14 protein-coding genes are annotated in these 13,364 nt (G+C 60.9%); 4 read left to right on the top strand and 10 right to left on the bottom strand.

Features of this window, described 5'->3' with window-relative positions; translation table 11 throughout:
- Positions 1 to 2: 2 nt before the first annotated feature.
- Genes AC3ISG_RS22655 through AC3ISG_RS22630 form a run of 6 tightly spaced genes read right to left on the bottom strand, consistent with a single transcriptional unit; the run spans position 3 to position 4,263 of the window.
- Positions 3 to 1,682 carry an ApeI family dehydratase gene (locus AC3ISG_RS22655; protein WP_489298017.1) on the bottom strand — a complete coding sequence of 560 codons (1,680 nt, stop codon included), beginning with the start codon at positions 1,680 to 1,682 and terminating at the stop codon, positions 3 to 5.
- The gene (locus AC3ISG_RS22650) at positions 1,679 to 2,224 is read right to left on the bottom strand and encodes a COG4648 family protein (protein WP_122533903.1); all 546 of its coding nucleotides are present in this window, start codon (positions 2,222 to 2,224) and stop codon (positions 1,679 to 1,681) included. The genes AC3ISG_RS22655 and AC3ISG_RS22650 overlap by 4 nt, the downstream gene beginning before the upstream one ends.
- Positions 2,221 to 2,475 carry an acyl carrier protein gene (locus AC3ISG_RS22645; protein WP_122533902.1) on the bottom strand — a complete coding sequence of 85 codons (255 nt, stop codon included), beginning with the start codon at positions 2,473 to 2,475 and terminating at the stop codon, positions 2,221 to 2,223. The genes AC3ISG_RS22650 and AC3ISG_RS22645 overlap by 4 nt, the downstream gene beginning before the upstream one ends.
- A gap of 9 nt (positions 2,476 to 2,484) precedes the next feature.
- The gene (locus AC3ISG_RS22640; protein ID WP_122533901.1) at positions 2,485 to 2,745 is read right to left on the bottom strand and encodes a phosphopantetheine-binding protein; all 261 of its coding nucleotides are present in this window, start codon (positions 2,743 to 2,745) and stop codon (positions 2,485 to 2,487) included.
- Positions 2,720 to 3,532: a lysophospholipid acyltransferase family protein gene (locus tag AC3ISG_RS22635; RefSeq protein ID WP_489298016.1), complete on the bottom strand. Its 813-nt coding sequence runs from the start codon at positions 3,530 to 3,532 to the stop codon at positions 2,720 to 2,722. Before AC3ISG_RS22635 ends, AC3ISG_RS22640 begins: the two co-directional genes overlap by 26 nt.
- Positions 3,508 to 4,263 carry a beta-ketoacyl synthase chain length factor gene (locus tag AC3ISG_RS22630; protein WP_122625560.1) on the bottom strand — a complete coding sequence of 252 codons (756 nt, stop codon included), beginning with the start codon at positions 4,261 to 4,263 and terminating at the stop codon, positions 3,508 to 3,510. Before AC3ISG_RS22630 ends, AC3ISG_RS22635 begins: the two co-directional genes overlap by 25 nt.
- Positions 4,264 to 4,583: 320 nt before the next feature.
- Here AC3ISG_RS22630 and AC3ISG_RS22625 point away from each other — a divergent pair, with 320 nt between their 5' ends.
- A complete protein-coding gene (locus AC3ISG_RS22625) occupies positions 4,584 to 5,366 on the top strand; it encodes a ParA family protein (RefSeq protein ID WP_122533898.1) in 783 nt (260 codons plus the stop codon).
- Between the two features lie 3 nt (positions 5,367 to 5,369).
- Here AC3ISG_RS22625 and AC3ISG_RS22620 read toward each other — a convergent pair whose 3' ends face one another.
- Together AC3ISG_RS22620 and trxC are read right to left on the bottom strand one after the other, a co-directional pair.
- Positions 5,370 to 5,747, bottom strand: a complete 378-nt coding sequence (locus AC3ISG_RS22620) for a PAAR domain-containing protein (RefSeq protein WP_122533897.1) — start codon at positions 5,745 to 5,747, stop codon at positions 5,370 to 5,372.
- Positions 5,748 to 5,883: 136 nt separating this feature from the next.
- Entirely contained in the window at positions 5,884 to 6,318 is a 435-nt protein-coding gene (trxC, locus tag AC3ISG_RS22615) for a thioredoxin TrxC (RefSeq protein ID WP_122533896.1), read from the bottom strand.
- A 356-nt stretch (positions 6,319 to 6,674) separates the two neighbouring features.
- Here trxC and AC3ISG_RS22610 point away from each other — a divergent pair, with 356 nt between their 5' ends.
- From AC3ISG_RS22610 to AC3ISG_RS22600, 3 genes are all read left to right on the top strand, one after another.
- On the top strand, positions 6,675 to 7,661 hold the full coding sequence (locus AC3ISG_RS22610) for a hypothetical protein (RefSeq protein ID WP_489298015.1): 987 nt from the start codon (positions 6,675 to 6,677) through the stop codon (positions 7,659 to 7,661).
- Positions 7,662 to 7,739: 78 nt separating this feature from the next.
- Positions 7,740 to 8,033 (top strand): type II toxin-antitoxin system HigB family toxin, encoded by a 294-nt coding sequence (locus tag AC3ISG_RS22605; RefSeq protein WP_489298014.1) that lies wholly within the window; start codon positions 7,740 to 7,742, stop codon positions 8,031 to 8,033.
- Positions 8,030 to 8,431, top strand: coding sequence for a helix-turn-helix domain-containing protein (locus tag AC3ISG_RS22600; protein ID WP_427683296.1), 402 nt, complete (start codon positions 8,030 to 8,032; stop codon positions 8,429 to 8,431). The genes AC3ISG_RS22605 and AC3ISG_RS22600 overlap by 4 nt, the downstream gene beginning before the upstream one ends.
- Positions 8,432 to 8,448: 17 nt before the next feature.
- On the opposite strand, the gene selO is transcribed toward AC3ISG_RS22600, so the two are convergent.
- Complete coding sequence (selO, locus tag AC3ISG_RS22595) at positions 8,449 to 9,912, bottom strand: protein adenylyltransferase SelO (protein ID WP_489298013.1); 1,464 nt, start codon at positions 9,910 to 9,912, stop codon at positions 8,449 to 8,451.
- A gap of 48 nt (positions 9,913 to 9,960) precedes the next feature.
- Entirely contained in the window at positions 9,961 to 13,329 is a 3,369-nt protein-coding gene (gene mscK / locus AC3ISG_RS22590) for a mechanosensitive channel MscK (protein WP_489298012.1), read from the bottom strand.
- Between the last annotated feature and the right edge of the window lie 35 nt (positions 13,330 to 13,364).

The following is a 13,364-nucleotide window of genomic DNA, read 5'->3' as shown; positions in this document are numbered from 1 at the left end:
GCTCATGCATCCGCGTTCACCAGTAAAATCCGCCCGCTGGAGCAGGCCGCTTCGCCGTTCCGATAGGCAAAATGCAGCTTGCTGCGCTCGGGGTCGAAACGCAGGGTCAGGCTGATGCGATCGCCGGGGCGCACCAGTTGTTGAAACTTCAGCACTTCCATGCCGGCAAAGCGCGGCGGCAGGTCCATCAGACGCTGGGACAGGTTCATCGCCCAGTCGACCTGAACCACGCCGGGCAAAATTGGCGTGCCCGGGAAGTGGCCGAGGAAATGCGCGAGGTCCAGAGGGACGATCAATTCCAGTCGCCACTCGTCGTCGTGTTGCTCCTGTGCGACCAGATCAGGGGCTTGAGTGCGCGGCGACACCAGCAATGTCTCGATCAGCGCTTGCGGCAACTTGCCCTGGGCATTGAGGGGCAGATGGCTCAGCAGTCGCCAGCGGCGGGGCAATGCCAGTGCTTCGCAATGCGGCACCAGATGCTGGCGCAGCGCCTGGGTCAACGCGCGCCGACCCTGATTGCGCAGCGCATGCACGCCGCTGGCGCTCAACACCACCAATGCGCCCAGCGATGCGCGGTTTTCCCGAACCACGCCCAAGCGTGCTTCGCTGACCCACTCATGGGTCGCGAGTGCTTGCTCCAGAAGCGGCAGGGAGATGCGTTTCTCTTCCAGTTTGACGATGCGGTCCAGCCGGCCTAGCAGCTCGAAACGACCGTCTTCCAGAAAGCGCACCGCGTCGGCTGTCTGTTCGACATGGCCGATCGGCAGGTACGGCGACTCGATCCGCAGGGCACCGCCGTCGTCCTGACCCAGCGTGACATCATCGAAAGCGCGCCACAGCGGGTCGCCGTGGCGCCAGGCGATGCCGCCGGTTTCAGAACTGCCGAGTATTTCGCTTGGCCACTGCCCGAGCCGTTGATGCAGCCACTCTGCCGCGTCGGTCGGCAGCGCGCCGCCGGACGAAAACACACGGCGCACGGCGCTCAGGTGATTCCAGTCGAGATTGTCGCCCATGCGTTTGAGCAGCGCGGGGCTCGCCACCCAGGCGAAGGATTCATGCTCACGGCTGACGCGCTGCAAGTCTTCGGGAAACGGCAGTTGTTGGCGCACGAAGCTGCGTCCGGCGCACAGCGGCCACAGCACCCGAAACAACAGGCCATAAATGTGCTGCGCCGCCACGCTGCCGATGATGCAGGCATCACCCAGGTCGGCGCCCCACAAGCGTTCAAGGGCAGACACCTCGTTGGCCAGCTGTCGCAGGCGCTTCTCGATCAGCTTGGGTTCGCCACTGGAGCCGGAGGTGCACAGGCTCAAGCTGCACTGATCCAGATCGAGCGCGGCAGGGGGCAGCGGATCGGCGTTCAGTTGATCGAGGCGGGTGTCGTCCGGCAGATCCGTCAGCCACAGGTCGACATGGCCGGCCCAGCGTAGCCTCGTTTGCGCCTGCAAATCGGCCGGCAGCAACACCGCCACGCCGGCGCGCCATGCCGCGAACAATGCGATGGCCAGTTCAGCGGCGTCTTCCAGATGGACTGCCAGGCGTATCACGCCACGTTGCTGCAGCGCGGCGGCAACACGCAGCGCGCGTTCCTGCAACGCGGCATGGCTCAGCGCGGGAGTATGGGCAACGGCGCGCTGTGGATGAGCATCAAGCAACAGGTGTTCGAGATCGATCCAGCTCATGCCCGACCCCGGACGCGCTGACGAACGATCCATTCACCGGCGAACAGCAGGCCCATCAAACCGTAGGCGATGAGCCCTGTGTATAACGTCCACCAGCTCAGCGGCGCCCAGAGGGTCAGGGCGGCGGCGACGAAACCGTTGAAAAGAAAAAACAGGCACCAGACCCGGGTGACCTGGCGCGTGTAGCGAACCGCAACGACCGGCAAATCGGGTTCTGTCAGGCGTGCCAGTCGCTCGATCAGCGGCATGCCGCGCATCAGGCTCAGCCCGAACAGGGTCAGCATGAAACCGCTGATCAGCACGGGGTACCAGCGTAGCAATTGCGGGCTGTTGAACAACCCGAGCAGCAGACAAAAGCCCATCGCCGTCAGCGCCATCGACACGCCGCCCGGACGTCCCTCGCTGGTCAGCGCACGCACCCCCCACAGCGCGCCGAGCAGCAGCGCGAATTGCCATGGGGCGAAATGGCCCATGCCGAAGTAGACGGCAAACGGGTACAGGACGCCTGCAAGCACCAGGACCAGGCCAATCAGTCGACTCATGCGGGGCTGTGGACCAGGCGATAGACCGCGTCGACGACATCGCCCACGGTGCGTACCGACTTGAATTCCTCGGCGGCGATCTTCTTGCCGGTCTTGCGCTTGATGTGGTCGATCAGGTCCACGGCATCGATGCTGTCGATTTCGAGGTCCTGATACAGGTTGGCTTCGAGGGTGACGCGCTCGGGTTCGAGCTCGAACAGCTCAACCATCGACGAGCGCAGGGTGTCGAAGATGTCTTCACGGGATTGCATGTTCTGTCCTCAGGCCACTTGGCGCGCGCTGACGAATGCCGCGAGGCTGTCGACGCTGGTGAAGTGATTGCGAGTATCTTTGGCGTCGGCGTCGATCTTGATGCCGTAGCGTTTCTGGATGGCCAGGCCCAACTCCAGGGCGTCGACCGAATCCAGCCCCAGGCCCTCGCCGAACAGCGTCTGGTCGTTGCCGATGTCCTGGGTGCTGATGTCTTCGAGGCCCAGGGCGTCGATGATCAGCTGTTTAATGTCCTGGTGCAGATCGCTCATCTGTGGCGAGCTCCTTGGTGAAGTGTTGATGCAGATAGTCGTTGAGCTTGCGCGACGCCACAGGGGCCGGGCCAAGCGCGGCAAATGCCGCTGGATCGATATCGTTGCCCACCCGCAGGTGAAAATGCGGGCGGCGCAGGGGAATGCGGTACCACGGCTCGGCCTTGGTCAGCGTGGTCGGCGACACATGGATGGTCACCGGCGTAATGACGTGGGCGCCACGCAGGGCAATGGCCGCAGCTCCGCGATGAAAGGCGGGCGCATGGCCTGGCTGGGTTCGCGTGCCTTCGGGAAAGATGATCAGGGTCTGGCCGGTCCTCAGCAGATGCGCGGCTTGCTCCAGCATGTCGGCGCTGCCGTCGTTGCTGACATACCCGGTGGCCCGGACCGGGCCTCGGGTGAATACGTTCTGCCACAGGCTCTGCTTGACCACGCAATTGGCGTCGCGCACCAGCCCGATGAGAAACACCACGTCGATCAGCGACGGATGGTTGGCGATGATCATTTGCCCGGGGCGGCCCAGACGCTCGGCGCCCTGGATCTCGTAAGTCAGCACGCCAGCGTTGCTCATGATCCGGATAAATGCCCGGAACAGGCGGCTGATGGTCCGGCGGGCGCGCCGTTGGTGGCTGCAGGCATCGCCGGGCAGCAGCGCCAGCAGGGGAAAGACGAACACGCGCAGGCACAACCCGCCCACACCGAAGAGGGCAAAGCTCAGGGCTGTGGCCAGCAGGCGCCAGCGATAGGCGTCGCGGCTTTTGCTCAGCGGTTGTGTTGCCAATTCCATAGCCGATTCTTCCAGGGATGTTGCAGAGCGCTCTGTTGTGTCGACAGCGCACGTAAAAGGTTGAGCGCGTGGGGCCATTGGCTGCGCTCGGAATCCGTCTCGGTCGGTTCGCGGGTCATCAACGAAAGCTGCCACTCATCCCCCGGCGTCAGCAGCAGGCCGAGCGCATAGGGAAACGGCACATCATCGATCCACGGCGCGTAGGCGGCAGGCGGCTGCTCCTCGGTGATCACCAGCAGCACTGCCGGCGCACCGTCTTCAAGGAGGGACGCGGCCTCGACGACGCCATGTTCGAGCCCGTCACCCGCGCAGGCCAGGGCCGTCATCTCGCTGGTCTCGCCGCGCAGGATCGACCACAGGCCGATAACGGCGTTGTGCACGGACAGGCTGAACTGAGTGGGCGACAGCGGCTCGTCGTTGGCCAGATCGCTAAGGATGTCGAAGGTTCGGGGCGTTTCGCCGTGCCGCGAGACGAACACCAGCGGCAATCGCTCCAGGCCCTCTGCCAGCGGCCAGCCTACGCTGAAGGCCATGCGGGCCAGACGACTCAACCGGCGGCGTTGCATGGCCGGCAAAAATGAAACGTCTGGCGCTGCGTCCGTCGGGGCGGGGATCACGGGTTCGTGGCTCCATTGACGCCACTCTTCGACCGATATCAGCCCCGGCGCCCACGCGCGCCACTGTGCAATGTTGAACTTGATCACAAAATCATCCTGCCCTGATACGGGCATACTTCCGGACTTCGAGTCTCCGAAGTGGCACCAGCCATGGCGCGGCGCTATCGCCGAGTGGCGGGCATTATCCGGATGCCACAGCGCCGAGGCAAACGTTGAAACAAAAGGTTTGTTTACTGACGATTATTCTTACTGGTATGGCGGCGACATCTGACACGGCTTTGTAGGAGCAATGGGCCTGTATGCGTTGCGGGCTTCGCCCTTACAGTCAGATTTTTCCAAGAGGCTCGCCCTACTCTTCGCGATTGCCTAGACTCGAGACCATTCATCGGGTCGCAGGCGATCCTTCACGGCTGGACAGCAACAGGGAGTCATACATGCGGCGTGTGGTATTCAATCAGAAGGGCGGCGTTGGCAAGTCCAGCATCGCCTGCAATCTGGCGGCTGTCAGTGCTCATGAAGGTTATCGGACGCTGTTGATCGATCTTGATGCCCAGGCCAACTCGACGCAGTACCTCACCGGTCTGACCGGCGACGAGATTCCCATGGGGATCGCGGATTTCTTCAAGCAGACCCTGTCATCCGGGCCTGGCGCCAAAAAGAATCAGGTCGACATCTACGAAACGCCCTTTGACAACCTCCATGTTGTGACTGCCACGGCCGAGTTGGCGGATCTGCAGCCCAAGCTGGAAGCCAAGCACAAGATCAACAAGCTGCGGAAACTGCTGGATGAGCTGAGTGAAGATTACGAGCGCATCTACCTGGACACGCCCCCGGCGCTGAATTTCTACGCGGTGTCGGCGTTGATCGCGGCGGATCGCGTGCTGATTCCGTTCGACTGTGACAGCTTCTCCCGTCAGGCGCTTTACGGCCTGCTCAAAGAAATCGAAGAACTCAAGGAAGATCACAACGAGGATCTGGAAGTGGAAGGCATTATCGTCAACCAGTTCCAGGCGCGGGCGAGCCTGCCCCAGCAGATCCTCGACGAACTCATCGCTGAAGGGTTGCCGGTGCTGCCGGTCTACCTCACCAGTTCAATCAAGATGCGTGAATCCCACCAGGCCAATATGCCGCTGATCCATCTGGAGCCGCGGCATAAACTGACTCAGCAATTTGTCGAGCTGCATCACTTGCTGGAAACGGGTGCGGGTAATCGCTGACTGCTAGGCGAGCGGTTCGTGGCTTTCCCGACGGGCTCGGGTCATGTGCTTGGCTCGCTTGCGCGCCTTTTCGGCCATGTCCTTGGGAATGTCGATGGTCGCTTCCATGTCGGCCTGAAGCTGATCCTGGCTGGCGATCAGATGGTGGGTGCCGTCCGCACAGCCGCAGCGCACGGCCTGTCCGTGGGTCGCCACGGCCACGAGCTCATCGATGAAGGTCGGATTGCCTTGGGCAATGAAGCCAACCTGTGCACACAACTCGCACCAGACCGGATCGCCCATGCGGGCCAGACGTCGGTCCTCCCATGTGTGCGAGCCTGAGGCGCTTAACACCACGCCGCCGGTTGTCGTTGAATCGCCCTCTCTGACCACGTATGTCATAGCTAACCACTCCAGGGTACCGATAGGAGTGGCGAAGCCTAGACGCAGAATTCGACGGATTCGGGGCCAAAAGGGGCTTTCAGAACCTGCCTACAGCGCTGGCTGTCATGCACTTCGATCGCTGAAGAAGCGTCTCTCAAATTCCCTGACTGGCCAGCCACGCGATCAGCTGTTGCAACGGCATTGCGCCACTCTGCCGGGCAACTTCACGACCGTCCTTAAACAGGATCAAACTCGGGATCGAGCGAATGCCCAGCTGCGCGGAAAGCTGCTGATTGGACTCGCTGTCCAGCTTCGCCAGTCGAACCCTACCGCTCAGCTGAGTGGCCGCTTGCTCGAACGTCGGCGCGAAGGATTTGCACGGCCCGCACCACTCCGCCCATACGTCCACCAGTAACGGCAGATCGCCCTTGATCTGACTGGCGTAATCGCCCTGCGTCAGGTTGAACGGCTTGCTCAGCAAAACCGGCTGCTTGCAACGCCCGCATTTCGGCTGGTCGGACACCCGCCCGGCAGGGATGCGATTGAGACCGTTGCAATGTGGGCAGGGGATCAGCAGGGAATCGGACATGGCAGAGGCCTGAGTAGGGTTGATGACTACTAGGTGGAGCCGGCGGGTTGAGTTATCAAGCTTTACAGGTTCATCTGAAGCGCCGAGCGGTAGAGAGTTGCGGTGACTTCATCGATTACCTCAAATAGGCGACGTGACTTGGTTCAAGTTTCACTATTCGTTTAAGCACACCACGCCGACAAACTCTCTAACCTGAAGACGCAACAAATTCCTCCTTCACCGTTCGTCCCAGCCCCTGACTACGGGCGTTAAGCCCAATCCTCGGTCGCTGATTCCCCGAAAGCATCCCCCGTTCGCCCAACTGTTCGCCCTGTCTGGCCGTCGCTAGTGTCGACGTGAGGGGCTGACTGACGAACATGCGCGTCGGCCCCTGTCATCTCATAGCCAGGGAGTCGCCCATGATCAGCCAGATCCAGGCCGCGGTTGCAGCGGTTGTCGCGAATAAAAAGCCAGTCGTTGACGCCGCTCCAAACAGCGCCCCCAAAACCGTCGATAAACCTGCAGCGACCGCGACCGACAAGGCGACGTTTTCGACACTGGCGGCACAACTGAACGAAAGCGCTGCGCGAGCCCAGAAGAGGGACGCGGTGATGACCCACGCCGAGCTGGGGCAATACGGGCGAAATCGCATCGATGAGTTTTTGATCGAAGGCCGCACAGTCAACAGCGGCACCCGGGCCATGGAAGTGCCCAAGACTAACGACCCTGAATTGCTGGACCGCGCGCGAGAGGCCAGTGCGTTCGTGACCCGGACACTGGCCGGTGACAAGAACGCCAAAAGCCCTTTCGAGAACCTGTCCCGTGAACAACTGAACCTGATTGCCTTTGACGACAGCGGAGCCTTCACACTCAACGAGCGGCGCGCGGCCTGGCAGGGCGTGCAGAAGATGGACGAGGACTGGCGCAAGGTGGCGATAAACGAGGGGGTGATCGAGCAAGCCCGGACGGGCAAGGCCTTCCGGTTCTATAACGACGCTCTGAGCTACCTCAAGTCGCTGCCGGCGATCGAAAAGGCGGTGAGCTATCCCAAGGGAGCAGAAGCCATTCTGGAGGCGCGAATCAAGAGCGACCTCACGCTGCCCAGCCTGCCGGGCGCTTTCGGACGTCAAGCGGCAGACCGCAAACTGACCCTTTACGACATCCTCGCCGGCATCGTCGACACCAGCAAAGACAAGAAAGCTGACCCAAACAACATCGCCTACACGAAGAAGTACGCGCCCCGTACCTCACCGGTGTCGACTACGGCGGCTGCGCAGGAGGTTGAAAATCCAGCAACTGTGGATGCGGATGCGCGAGTTGAGCAAGCGGGTGCTACGTCCAGGGATGAGAAGGCAGCGGGATAAAAGAATGCTTCGGCCATCGCAGAGTGTGATGGCCGTATGGGTGGCCAAGCTGGATATTGCACGCACAACGGTAGGGAAATGCACGTCATCACTGAAAAGCGAATCTGGGAGGCAAAGAAGAAATGGCCACAATCGTCAACGGCTCTTGACGCTTGGTACCGCTTAATCAAAGCATCCAGGCTGAACGATTTTAGTGCGATGAGAGCGATGTTGCCCTCGACAGATAAAGTGAGAAGATTTCATGTTTTTGATATCGGCGGGAACAAGATCCGGCTGATTGCGTCGGTTAACTACTCAGCACAGCGGCTGTACATAAAGCATGTGTTCGACCATCGTGAATACGACAAAGGTAAATGGAGGGATGAGCAATGAGCGCGCTCATTAAACAGGCTGCAGAGCACTGGCATCACTTGGCGCCATTACTGACTCGGCCTGAAACGGAAGCTGAATATGATCTGCTTGTCAGCGGGCTCGACGAGCTGTTGGAGATCATCGGGGAGGATGAGCAGCACCCTCTGAATCGTCTCGCCATTTTGGTCAGCGAAATGATTGAAGCCTATGACCATGAGCATCGGCCCATGCCTATGGCCTCAGGCGCGGAGACACTGCGTTACCTGATGCACGAGCACGACCTTGGCCAAGGCGACTTGCCTGAAGTGGGGACGCAGTCCGTCATTTCCGAAATACTCTCAGGCGAGCGTCAGTTGAGCCTCAAGCAGATCCGCAAGATTTCGGAACGTTTCGGCGTGCCGGTAGAGGTCTTTATCTGACCTTGACTCATTCGCACTCACGACGAACAACTGATCTCCAGATGCTTGCCCCAATCCGGCGGCCGCTGCGCATAACTCTCCATTCCAGGCTGCTCCTCGAACGGTGTGCACAGCACCTGATGCAGGCGGCGAACCTCGCTGTCGTCGCCTTGTTCGGCCGCTTCGATGGCGCGTTGGGCCAGGTAGTTGCGCAGGATGTACAGCGGATTGACGGCGTGCATGCGCGCGCGGCGATCTTGTTGGCTGGACTCGGGTTCGCGCGCGATGCGGGCTTTGTAGGCGTCGGCCCAGGTGTCGAAGCCGAGCATGTCGACGAAGTCGTCGCGCAACTTCCCTGCCGCGACTTCGGCTGATTCTTCCCCCAGATGGCGGAAAAACAGGGTGTAGTCGACGCCGCTGTTCTGCATCAGCTGGAGCAAGCGCGCGATCAGGTCAGCGTCATCCTCTTCGGCCGTCGTCAGGCCCAGACGTCGACGCATCAGGTCCAGGTAATGCGCCTGATACAGCGGCAGAAACAGGTCCAGCGCCTCACGCAATGCCTCGACGCTGATGAAGGGTGTCAGCGCCTGAGCCAGCGCGCTGAGGTTCCACTGGCCAATCGGCACCTGATTGCTGAAAGAGTAGCGGCCTTCGTGATCGGAATGGTTGCAGACGAAATGCTGGTCGAAGTCATCGAGGAACGCGAAGGGGCCGAAGTCGAAGGTAATGCCGAGGATCGACATGTTGTCGGTGTTCATCACTCCATGACAGAAACCATAGGCCTGCCATTTGGCAATCAGCTCGGCCTGACGCTCGACGATCACGCGAAACATCGCCAGGTACGGCTCGGTCTCTTCGAGACATTCGGGGTAGTGCAGGGACAGCACGTGATCGGCCAGTTGCTTCAGCTGTTCCGGCTGTTTGGTGTAGAAGAAATATTCGAGGCTGCCGAAGCGCACGTGGCTTTGCGCCAAGCGTAGAACCATCGCTGCGCGTTCCTGGGTTTCGCGCCACACCGGGGTGCTGGAGCCGATCACGCAGGCCGCGCGACTGGTCGGGATGCCCAAGGCATGCAGGGCTTCTGAAGCCAGAAACTCGCGGATCGACGAGCGCAATACAGCACGACCATCGCCCATGCGTGAATACGGTGTCTGCCCGGCGCCCTTGAGGTGCAGGTCCCAGTGTTCGCCGGCGTCGTTGTACACCTCGCCGAGCAGCAAGCCGCGGCCATCACCCAGGCGCGGGTTGTACGAACCGAATTGATGACCGGAGTAAACCATCGCGCGCGGATCGGCTTCGGCCCACAGTTTGTGACCGCTGAAGATTTCAGCAAAAAGAGGTTGTTCTGCCTGAGCAAGGTCCAGATCGAGCAACGCGAGGGCCGCTTTGCTGGCAACCACCAGCCGTGGATCGGCGATGGGCTCGGGCAGCACGGTGGTGGAAAACGCATCGCCCAGGCGGGCAAAACGATTATCGAAGGTCAGCTCGTCGAGGGCTTTCAAGGGATGCCTCCAGCAGAATGTCCGACCATTCTGCTGGGTTTTTCCGGGTCAGTCGAGCCTGACTTCGGGCGGCTCAGGTGCATCTTTTGGGGCTGGAGGCACAGCAGTGGGCGGCGTGATGGTTTTCTGCTCCGGCTCGATTGGCACCATTTTGTACTCCTGTCCCTGCATGTTCTTGAGGTAAACCTCCATTTGCCGGAACGAAATATTGATGTGCTGTTTCTTGAATTCTTTGTTGATGAACCGGTTGATCTCATCGAGCACCGGGTTGCGGTCGCCTAGATCACGCACATGCATGCGCAGTTCGTGATCGAGGGTACTTTCACCAAAATTGAGGAAGTAAACAATCGGCTCGGGGTCTTTCAACACCCTGGGATTGTCACGCGCGGCCTTGAGCAGCAGGCTGCGCACCAGGTCCAGATCCGACCCGTAATCCACCCCCAGTTTCAACGTCACGCGGGTGATCGTGTCGGTTAACGACCAGTTGATCAGTTGCCCGGTGATGAACGTCTTGTTAGGGACGATGATGTCCTTGCGGTCGAAATCGGTGATGGTGGTCGCGCGAATGCGGATTTTGCTCACCGTACCCGACAAGGCGCCGATGGTGATGGTGTCGCCGATCCGCACCGGGCGTTCGAACAGGATCATGATCCCGGAGATGAAGTTGGCGAAGATCTCCTGCATACCGAAGCCCAGGCCAACCGACAGCGCCGCCACCAGCCATTGCAGCTTGTCCCAACTCACGCCGAGCGCCGAGAGCGTCGAGACAAAACCGACGCCGGCGATGGTGTACGAAAGCAACGTCGTGGTTGCGTACGAACTGCCCTGTTTGAGGTTGAGTTTCGACAGCACAAGCACTTCCAGCAGACCCGGTAAGTTGCCCGCCAGCACGAAGGTGATGCCGATGATGACCAAGGCGCCGATCAAGTCGCCCAGGCTAATCGGCACCATGCTGATGTTGGCGCCGGTGCCGCTGGTGTACTCGTACAGCGTGATGTTATCGAGGTACGAGAACACCGAAATCAGGTCGGCCCAGACGAAGTAGAGCGCGCCGATGAAGCCTGCAATCAGCGCCAGACGAATCAATCGCAGCGACTGCTGGTTGACCTGTTCGATGTCCAGCGTCGGTTCCTCGATCAGCGTCTCGCCTTCGCCGGCTTCTTTTGCGGCCTGACGTTTGCTCAGCGCGCGCTGGTACGCCAGACGGCGCGCGGCGACGCTTAGTCCGCGCACGAAGGCGGCTTCGATCACCAGCCACAGCATTAGCAGATACAGCGTGTCGATCAGCCGATCGCTGAGTTTCAGCGCGGTGTAGTAATAGCCAAAGCACACGGCGACGAACAACGCGACGGGCAGGGCGGTGAAGGCCAGGCCCACCGCACGACGAAACAGCGACGCGCTGTGGTGGGTCGGGCTGGTGAGCAGCAGCCGCGCGAGCAGCCAGGCCATCAGGGCATAGCACGTCAGCACCACGGCGATGCCGATGACGTCGTCGGCCAATGCCGAGGGCTCGTGCTCGGCGACGGCGACCACCGTCACCAGCGCCAGCACGACAAGACCCAGACGACGGATCCAGCCGCGCAGGAATTCCACTTGTGGTTTTTCCCAGCGGAAGTGCAATTGCGCCACGCCGCCCGGCGCCAGAATGCGGTAAGCGGTGTAGAACACCAACCAGGCCAGCGCTACCTGCAGCAGCGCAGAACCGAGATTGACGTTTTGGCCGCGGGCGTCGATCTGCAGCGCGAACGCACACACCGTTAGCGTCAGCGACAACGGCATTGCCAGCAGCACGTTGATGAAAATCGCCAGCGGTGTCTGCCACTGCCGGTCCCGCTTGAAGTGGCCGATGTCGGCGTGCAACCGATTGAGCTTGTCGTACAGCGCCTTGCGTTTCCACATCAGCGCGCCGATCACCAGAAACAGCGGCAGGAAGATCAGCGGCCGCTGGGTCAGTCCGTCGTAGAGTTCGCTGACGCTGGACGTCCAGGGAAGGGTGGTCACCTGTTTGACGAGTCGTGGCTGTATGCGCTCGAACCACTCAAGATCCAGCGGCTTGTTGCTCGGAATCCAGAACATCTGCTCATCAAGGGTGGCCCGCAGGCTGTTGGCGGTGCTGACGAGCTGTTTCTGGTTGAGCTGGAGGGTGATGGATTCGTTGAGCAGCGCACTCAGCTCGCGGTTCAGCCGCTCCAGCAGGTCGCTGCGAGTGGTCGCCAGATCGAGCAGCGTCTTGCGCAGCGCGGGTGTGACGTCTTCCGGCTTCTGCGTCGCCAGTAACGTGTCGACGTATGCGCTCGGACTGCTCATCTGCTCGCGCTGCTGATTGACCTCGAATTGGTACAAGCGAATATCGGCAATTTCGTCGGCCAGACCGCTGTCGAGCTTGAGTTTGGGGAGCGACTGCTTCTGCTTGTAGAGAATTTTCGACAGCAGCAGGCTGCCGCTCAGCACGTTGATCTGCTCGTCCAGCGCCTGATCGGTTTGGGTGATGGCATCCAGCTGAGTCTTGGTCTTGAGGTTCTGCTGGGTCAGCTCATTGAGGCGGTCGGTGCCACGCAGCAGGTAGTCGGAGAGCTTGAGGTTGGCGGCGCTTTCGGTCGCCAGCAGGCTGCTGCCCCCGGCTTTCTGCGCTTCAAGGGACAACTGCGTCACGGTTTGCTGAGACTGGGCGCGGCGCTTCTCGTTGATCAGCGTCTGCAGGTCCTGGATTTCCTGATCCTGACGATTGACCTTTTCCGTGAGCAGGTCGCGCTGGCTGCCGCCCAAGTCCTGCAACTGGCTGTTGCCGGCGAGCTCCTGACGACGCAGGGCAATCAGCGCGTTGAGCGAGGTCTGCTCGGCGTTCAATGCGTTGCGCTGGTCGGCGTTGATGGCCTTGCCGCCATCCTTGCCGGACTTGAGCGTGCCGCTGATGGCCTGAATGCGCGTCTGGCTGCTGCTGATTTCGGCTTGGGCGCGCTCGGGCCGGGTCTGCGCGGTGATGGTCAGGCTGTTGGCGTCGTTGAGGGCTTTTTGCAGATCAGCCTGCTGGGCACTGCGCTGACTCAGTATTTGCTCAAGCTGCGGCACGTCCAGATTGGCGTAACGCTGAACGACCGGAATGACTTTGCTGGCCTTGAGCTTGGTCAGCTCGTGCTGGTTTTCGGTGGTCTGCCGGGGCGCGTCGGCGAGCTGCTTTTTCAGGTCATCCAGCTTTTGCTGGTTGTCCTTCTGGCTGGACAGGAATGTCAGCGTCTGTTCCAGGACCTGCTGCAGGGCTTTCTGGTCGTCAGCGGTCAGTTTGCGGTCGGCGATCTTGTCCAGACTGCGCTGGACGGCCTCGCTGGACAGGGGGGGCGTATCGGCGGCGTGCGCCGGTACGGACGACAGGCAAAGCCCAAGCAGGGCCGAGGCAAAAAGGTTACGCAGCGTGAGCATAGACACCGGGTCGAGCGAACAGAATGGGGGGCAGT

It is taken from the genome of Pseudomonas sp. GL_135 (assembly GCF_057834665.1).
The sequence above is the reverse complement of the archived record's forward strand: the minus strand, read 5'-3'. Positions and strand labels throughout refer to the sequence as shown.

Excerpts from the sequence above, each read along its gene's own strand:
- trxC (WP_122533896.1), bottom strand. The coding sequence starts at position 6,318 with ATGTCCGATTCCCTGCTGATCCCCTGCCCACATTGCAACGGTCTCAAT.
- AC3ISG_RS22640 (WP_122533901.1), bottom strand. The coding sequence starts at position 2,745 with ATGAGCGATCTGCACCAGGACATTAAACAGCTGATCATCGACGCCCTG.
- AC3ISG_RS22635 (WP_489298016.1), bottom strand. The coding sequence starts at position 3,532 with ATGGAATTGGCAACACAACCGCTGAGCAAAAGCCGCGACGCCTATCGC.
- AC3ISG_RS22620 (WP_122533897.1), bottom strand. The coding sequence starts at position 5,747 with ATGACATACGTGGTCAGAGAGGGCGATTCAACGACAACCGGCGGCGTG.
- AC3ISG_RS22605 (WP_489298014.1), top strand. The coding sequence starts at position 7,740 with ATGCACGTCATCACTGAAAAGCGAATCTGGGAGGCAAAGAAGAAATGG.
- AC3ISG_RS22610 (WP_489298015.1), top strand. The coding sequence starts at position 6,675 with ATGCGCGTCGGCCCCTGTCATCTCATAGCCAGGGAGTCGCCCATGATC.
- AC3ISG_RS22650 (WP_122533903.1), bottom strand. The coding sequence starts at position 2,224 with ATGAGTCGACTGATTGGCCTGGTCCTGGTGCTTGCAGGCGTCCTGTAC.
- mscK (WP_489298012.1), bottom strand. The coding sequence starts at position 13,329 with ATGCTCACGCTGCGTAACCTTTTTGCCTCGGCCCTGCTTGGGCTTTGC.
- AC3ISG_RS22600 (WP_427683296.1), top strand. The coding sequence starts at position 8,030 with ATGAGCGCGCTCATTAAACAGGCTGCAGAGCACTGGCATCACTTGGCG.
- AC3ISG_RS22630 (WP_122625560.1), bottom strand. The coding sequence starts at position 4,263 with ATGCCCGTATCAGGGCAGGATGATTTTGTGATCAAGTTCAACATTGCA.
- AC3ISG_RS22655 (WP_489298017.1), bottom strand. The coding sequence starts at position 1,682 with ATGAGCTGGATCGATCTCGAACACCTGTTGCTTGATGCTCATCCACAG.
- AC3ISG_RS22645 (WP_122533902.1), bottom strand. The coding sequence starts at position 2,475 with ATGCAATCCCGTGAAGACATCTTCGACACCCTGCGCTCGTCGATGGTT.
- AC3ISG_RS22625 (WP_122533898.1), top strand. The coding sequence starts at position 4,584 with ATGCGGCGTGTGGTATTCAATCAGAAGGGCGGCGTTGGCAAGTCCAGC.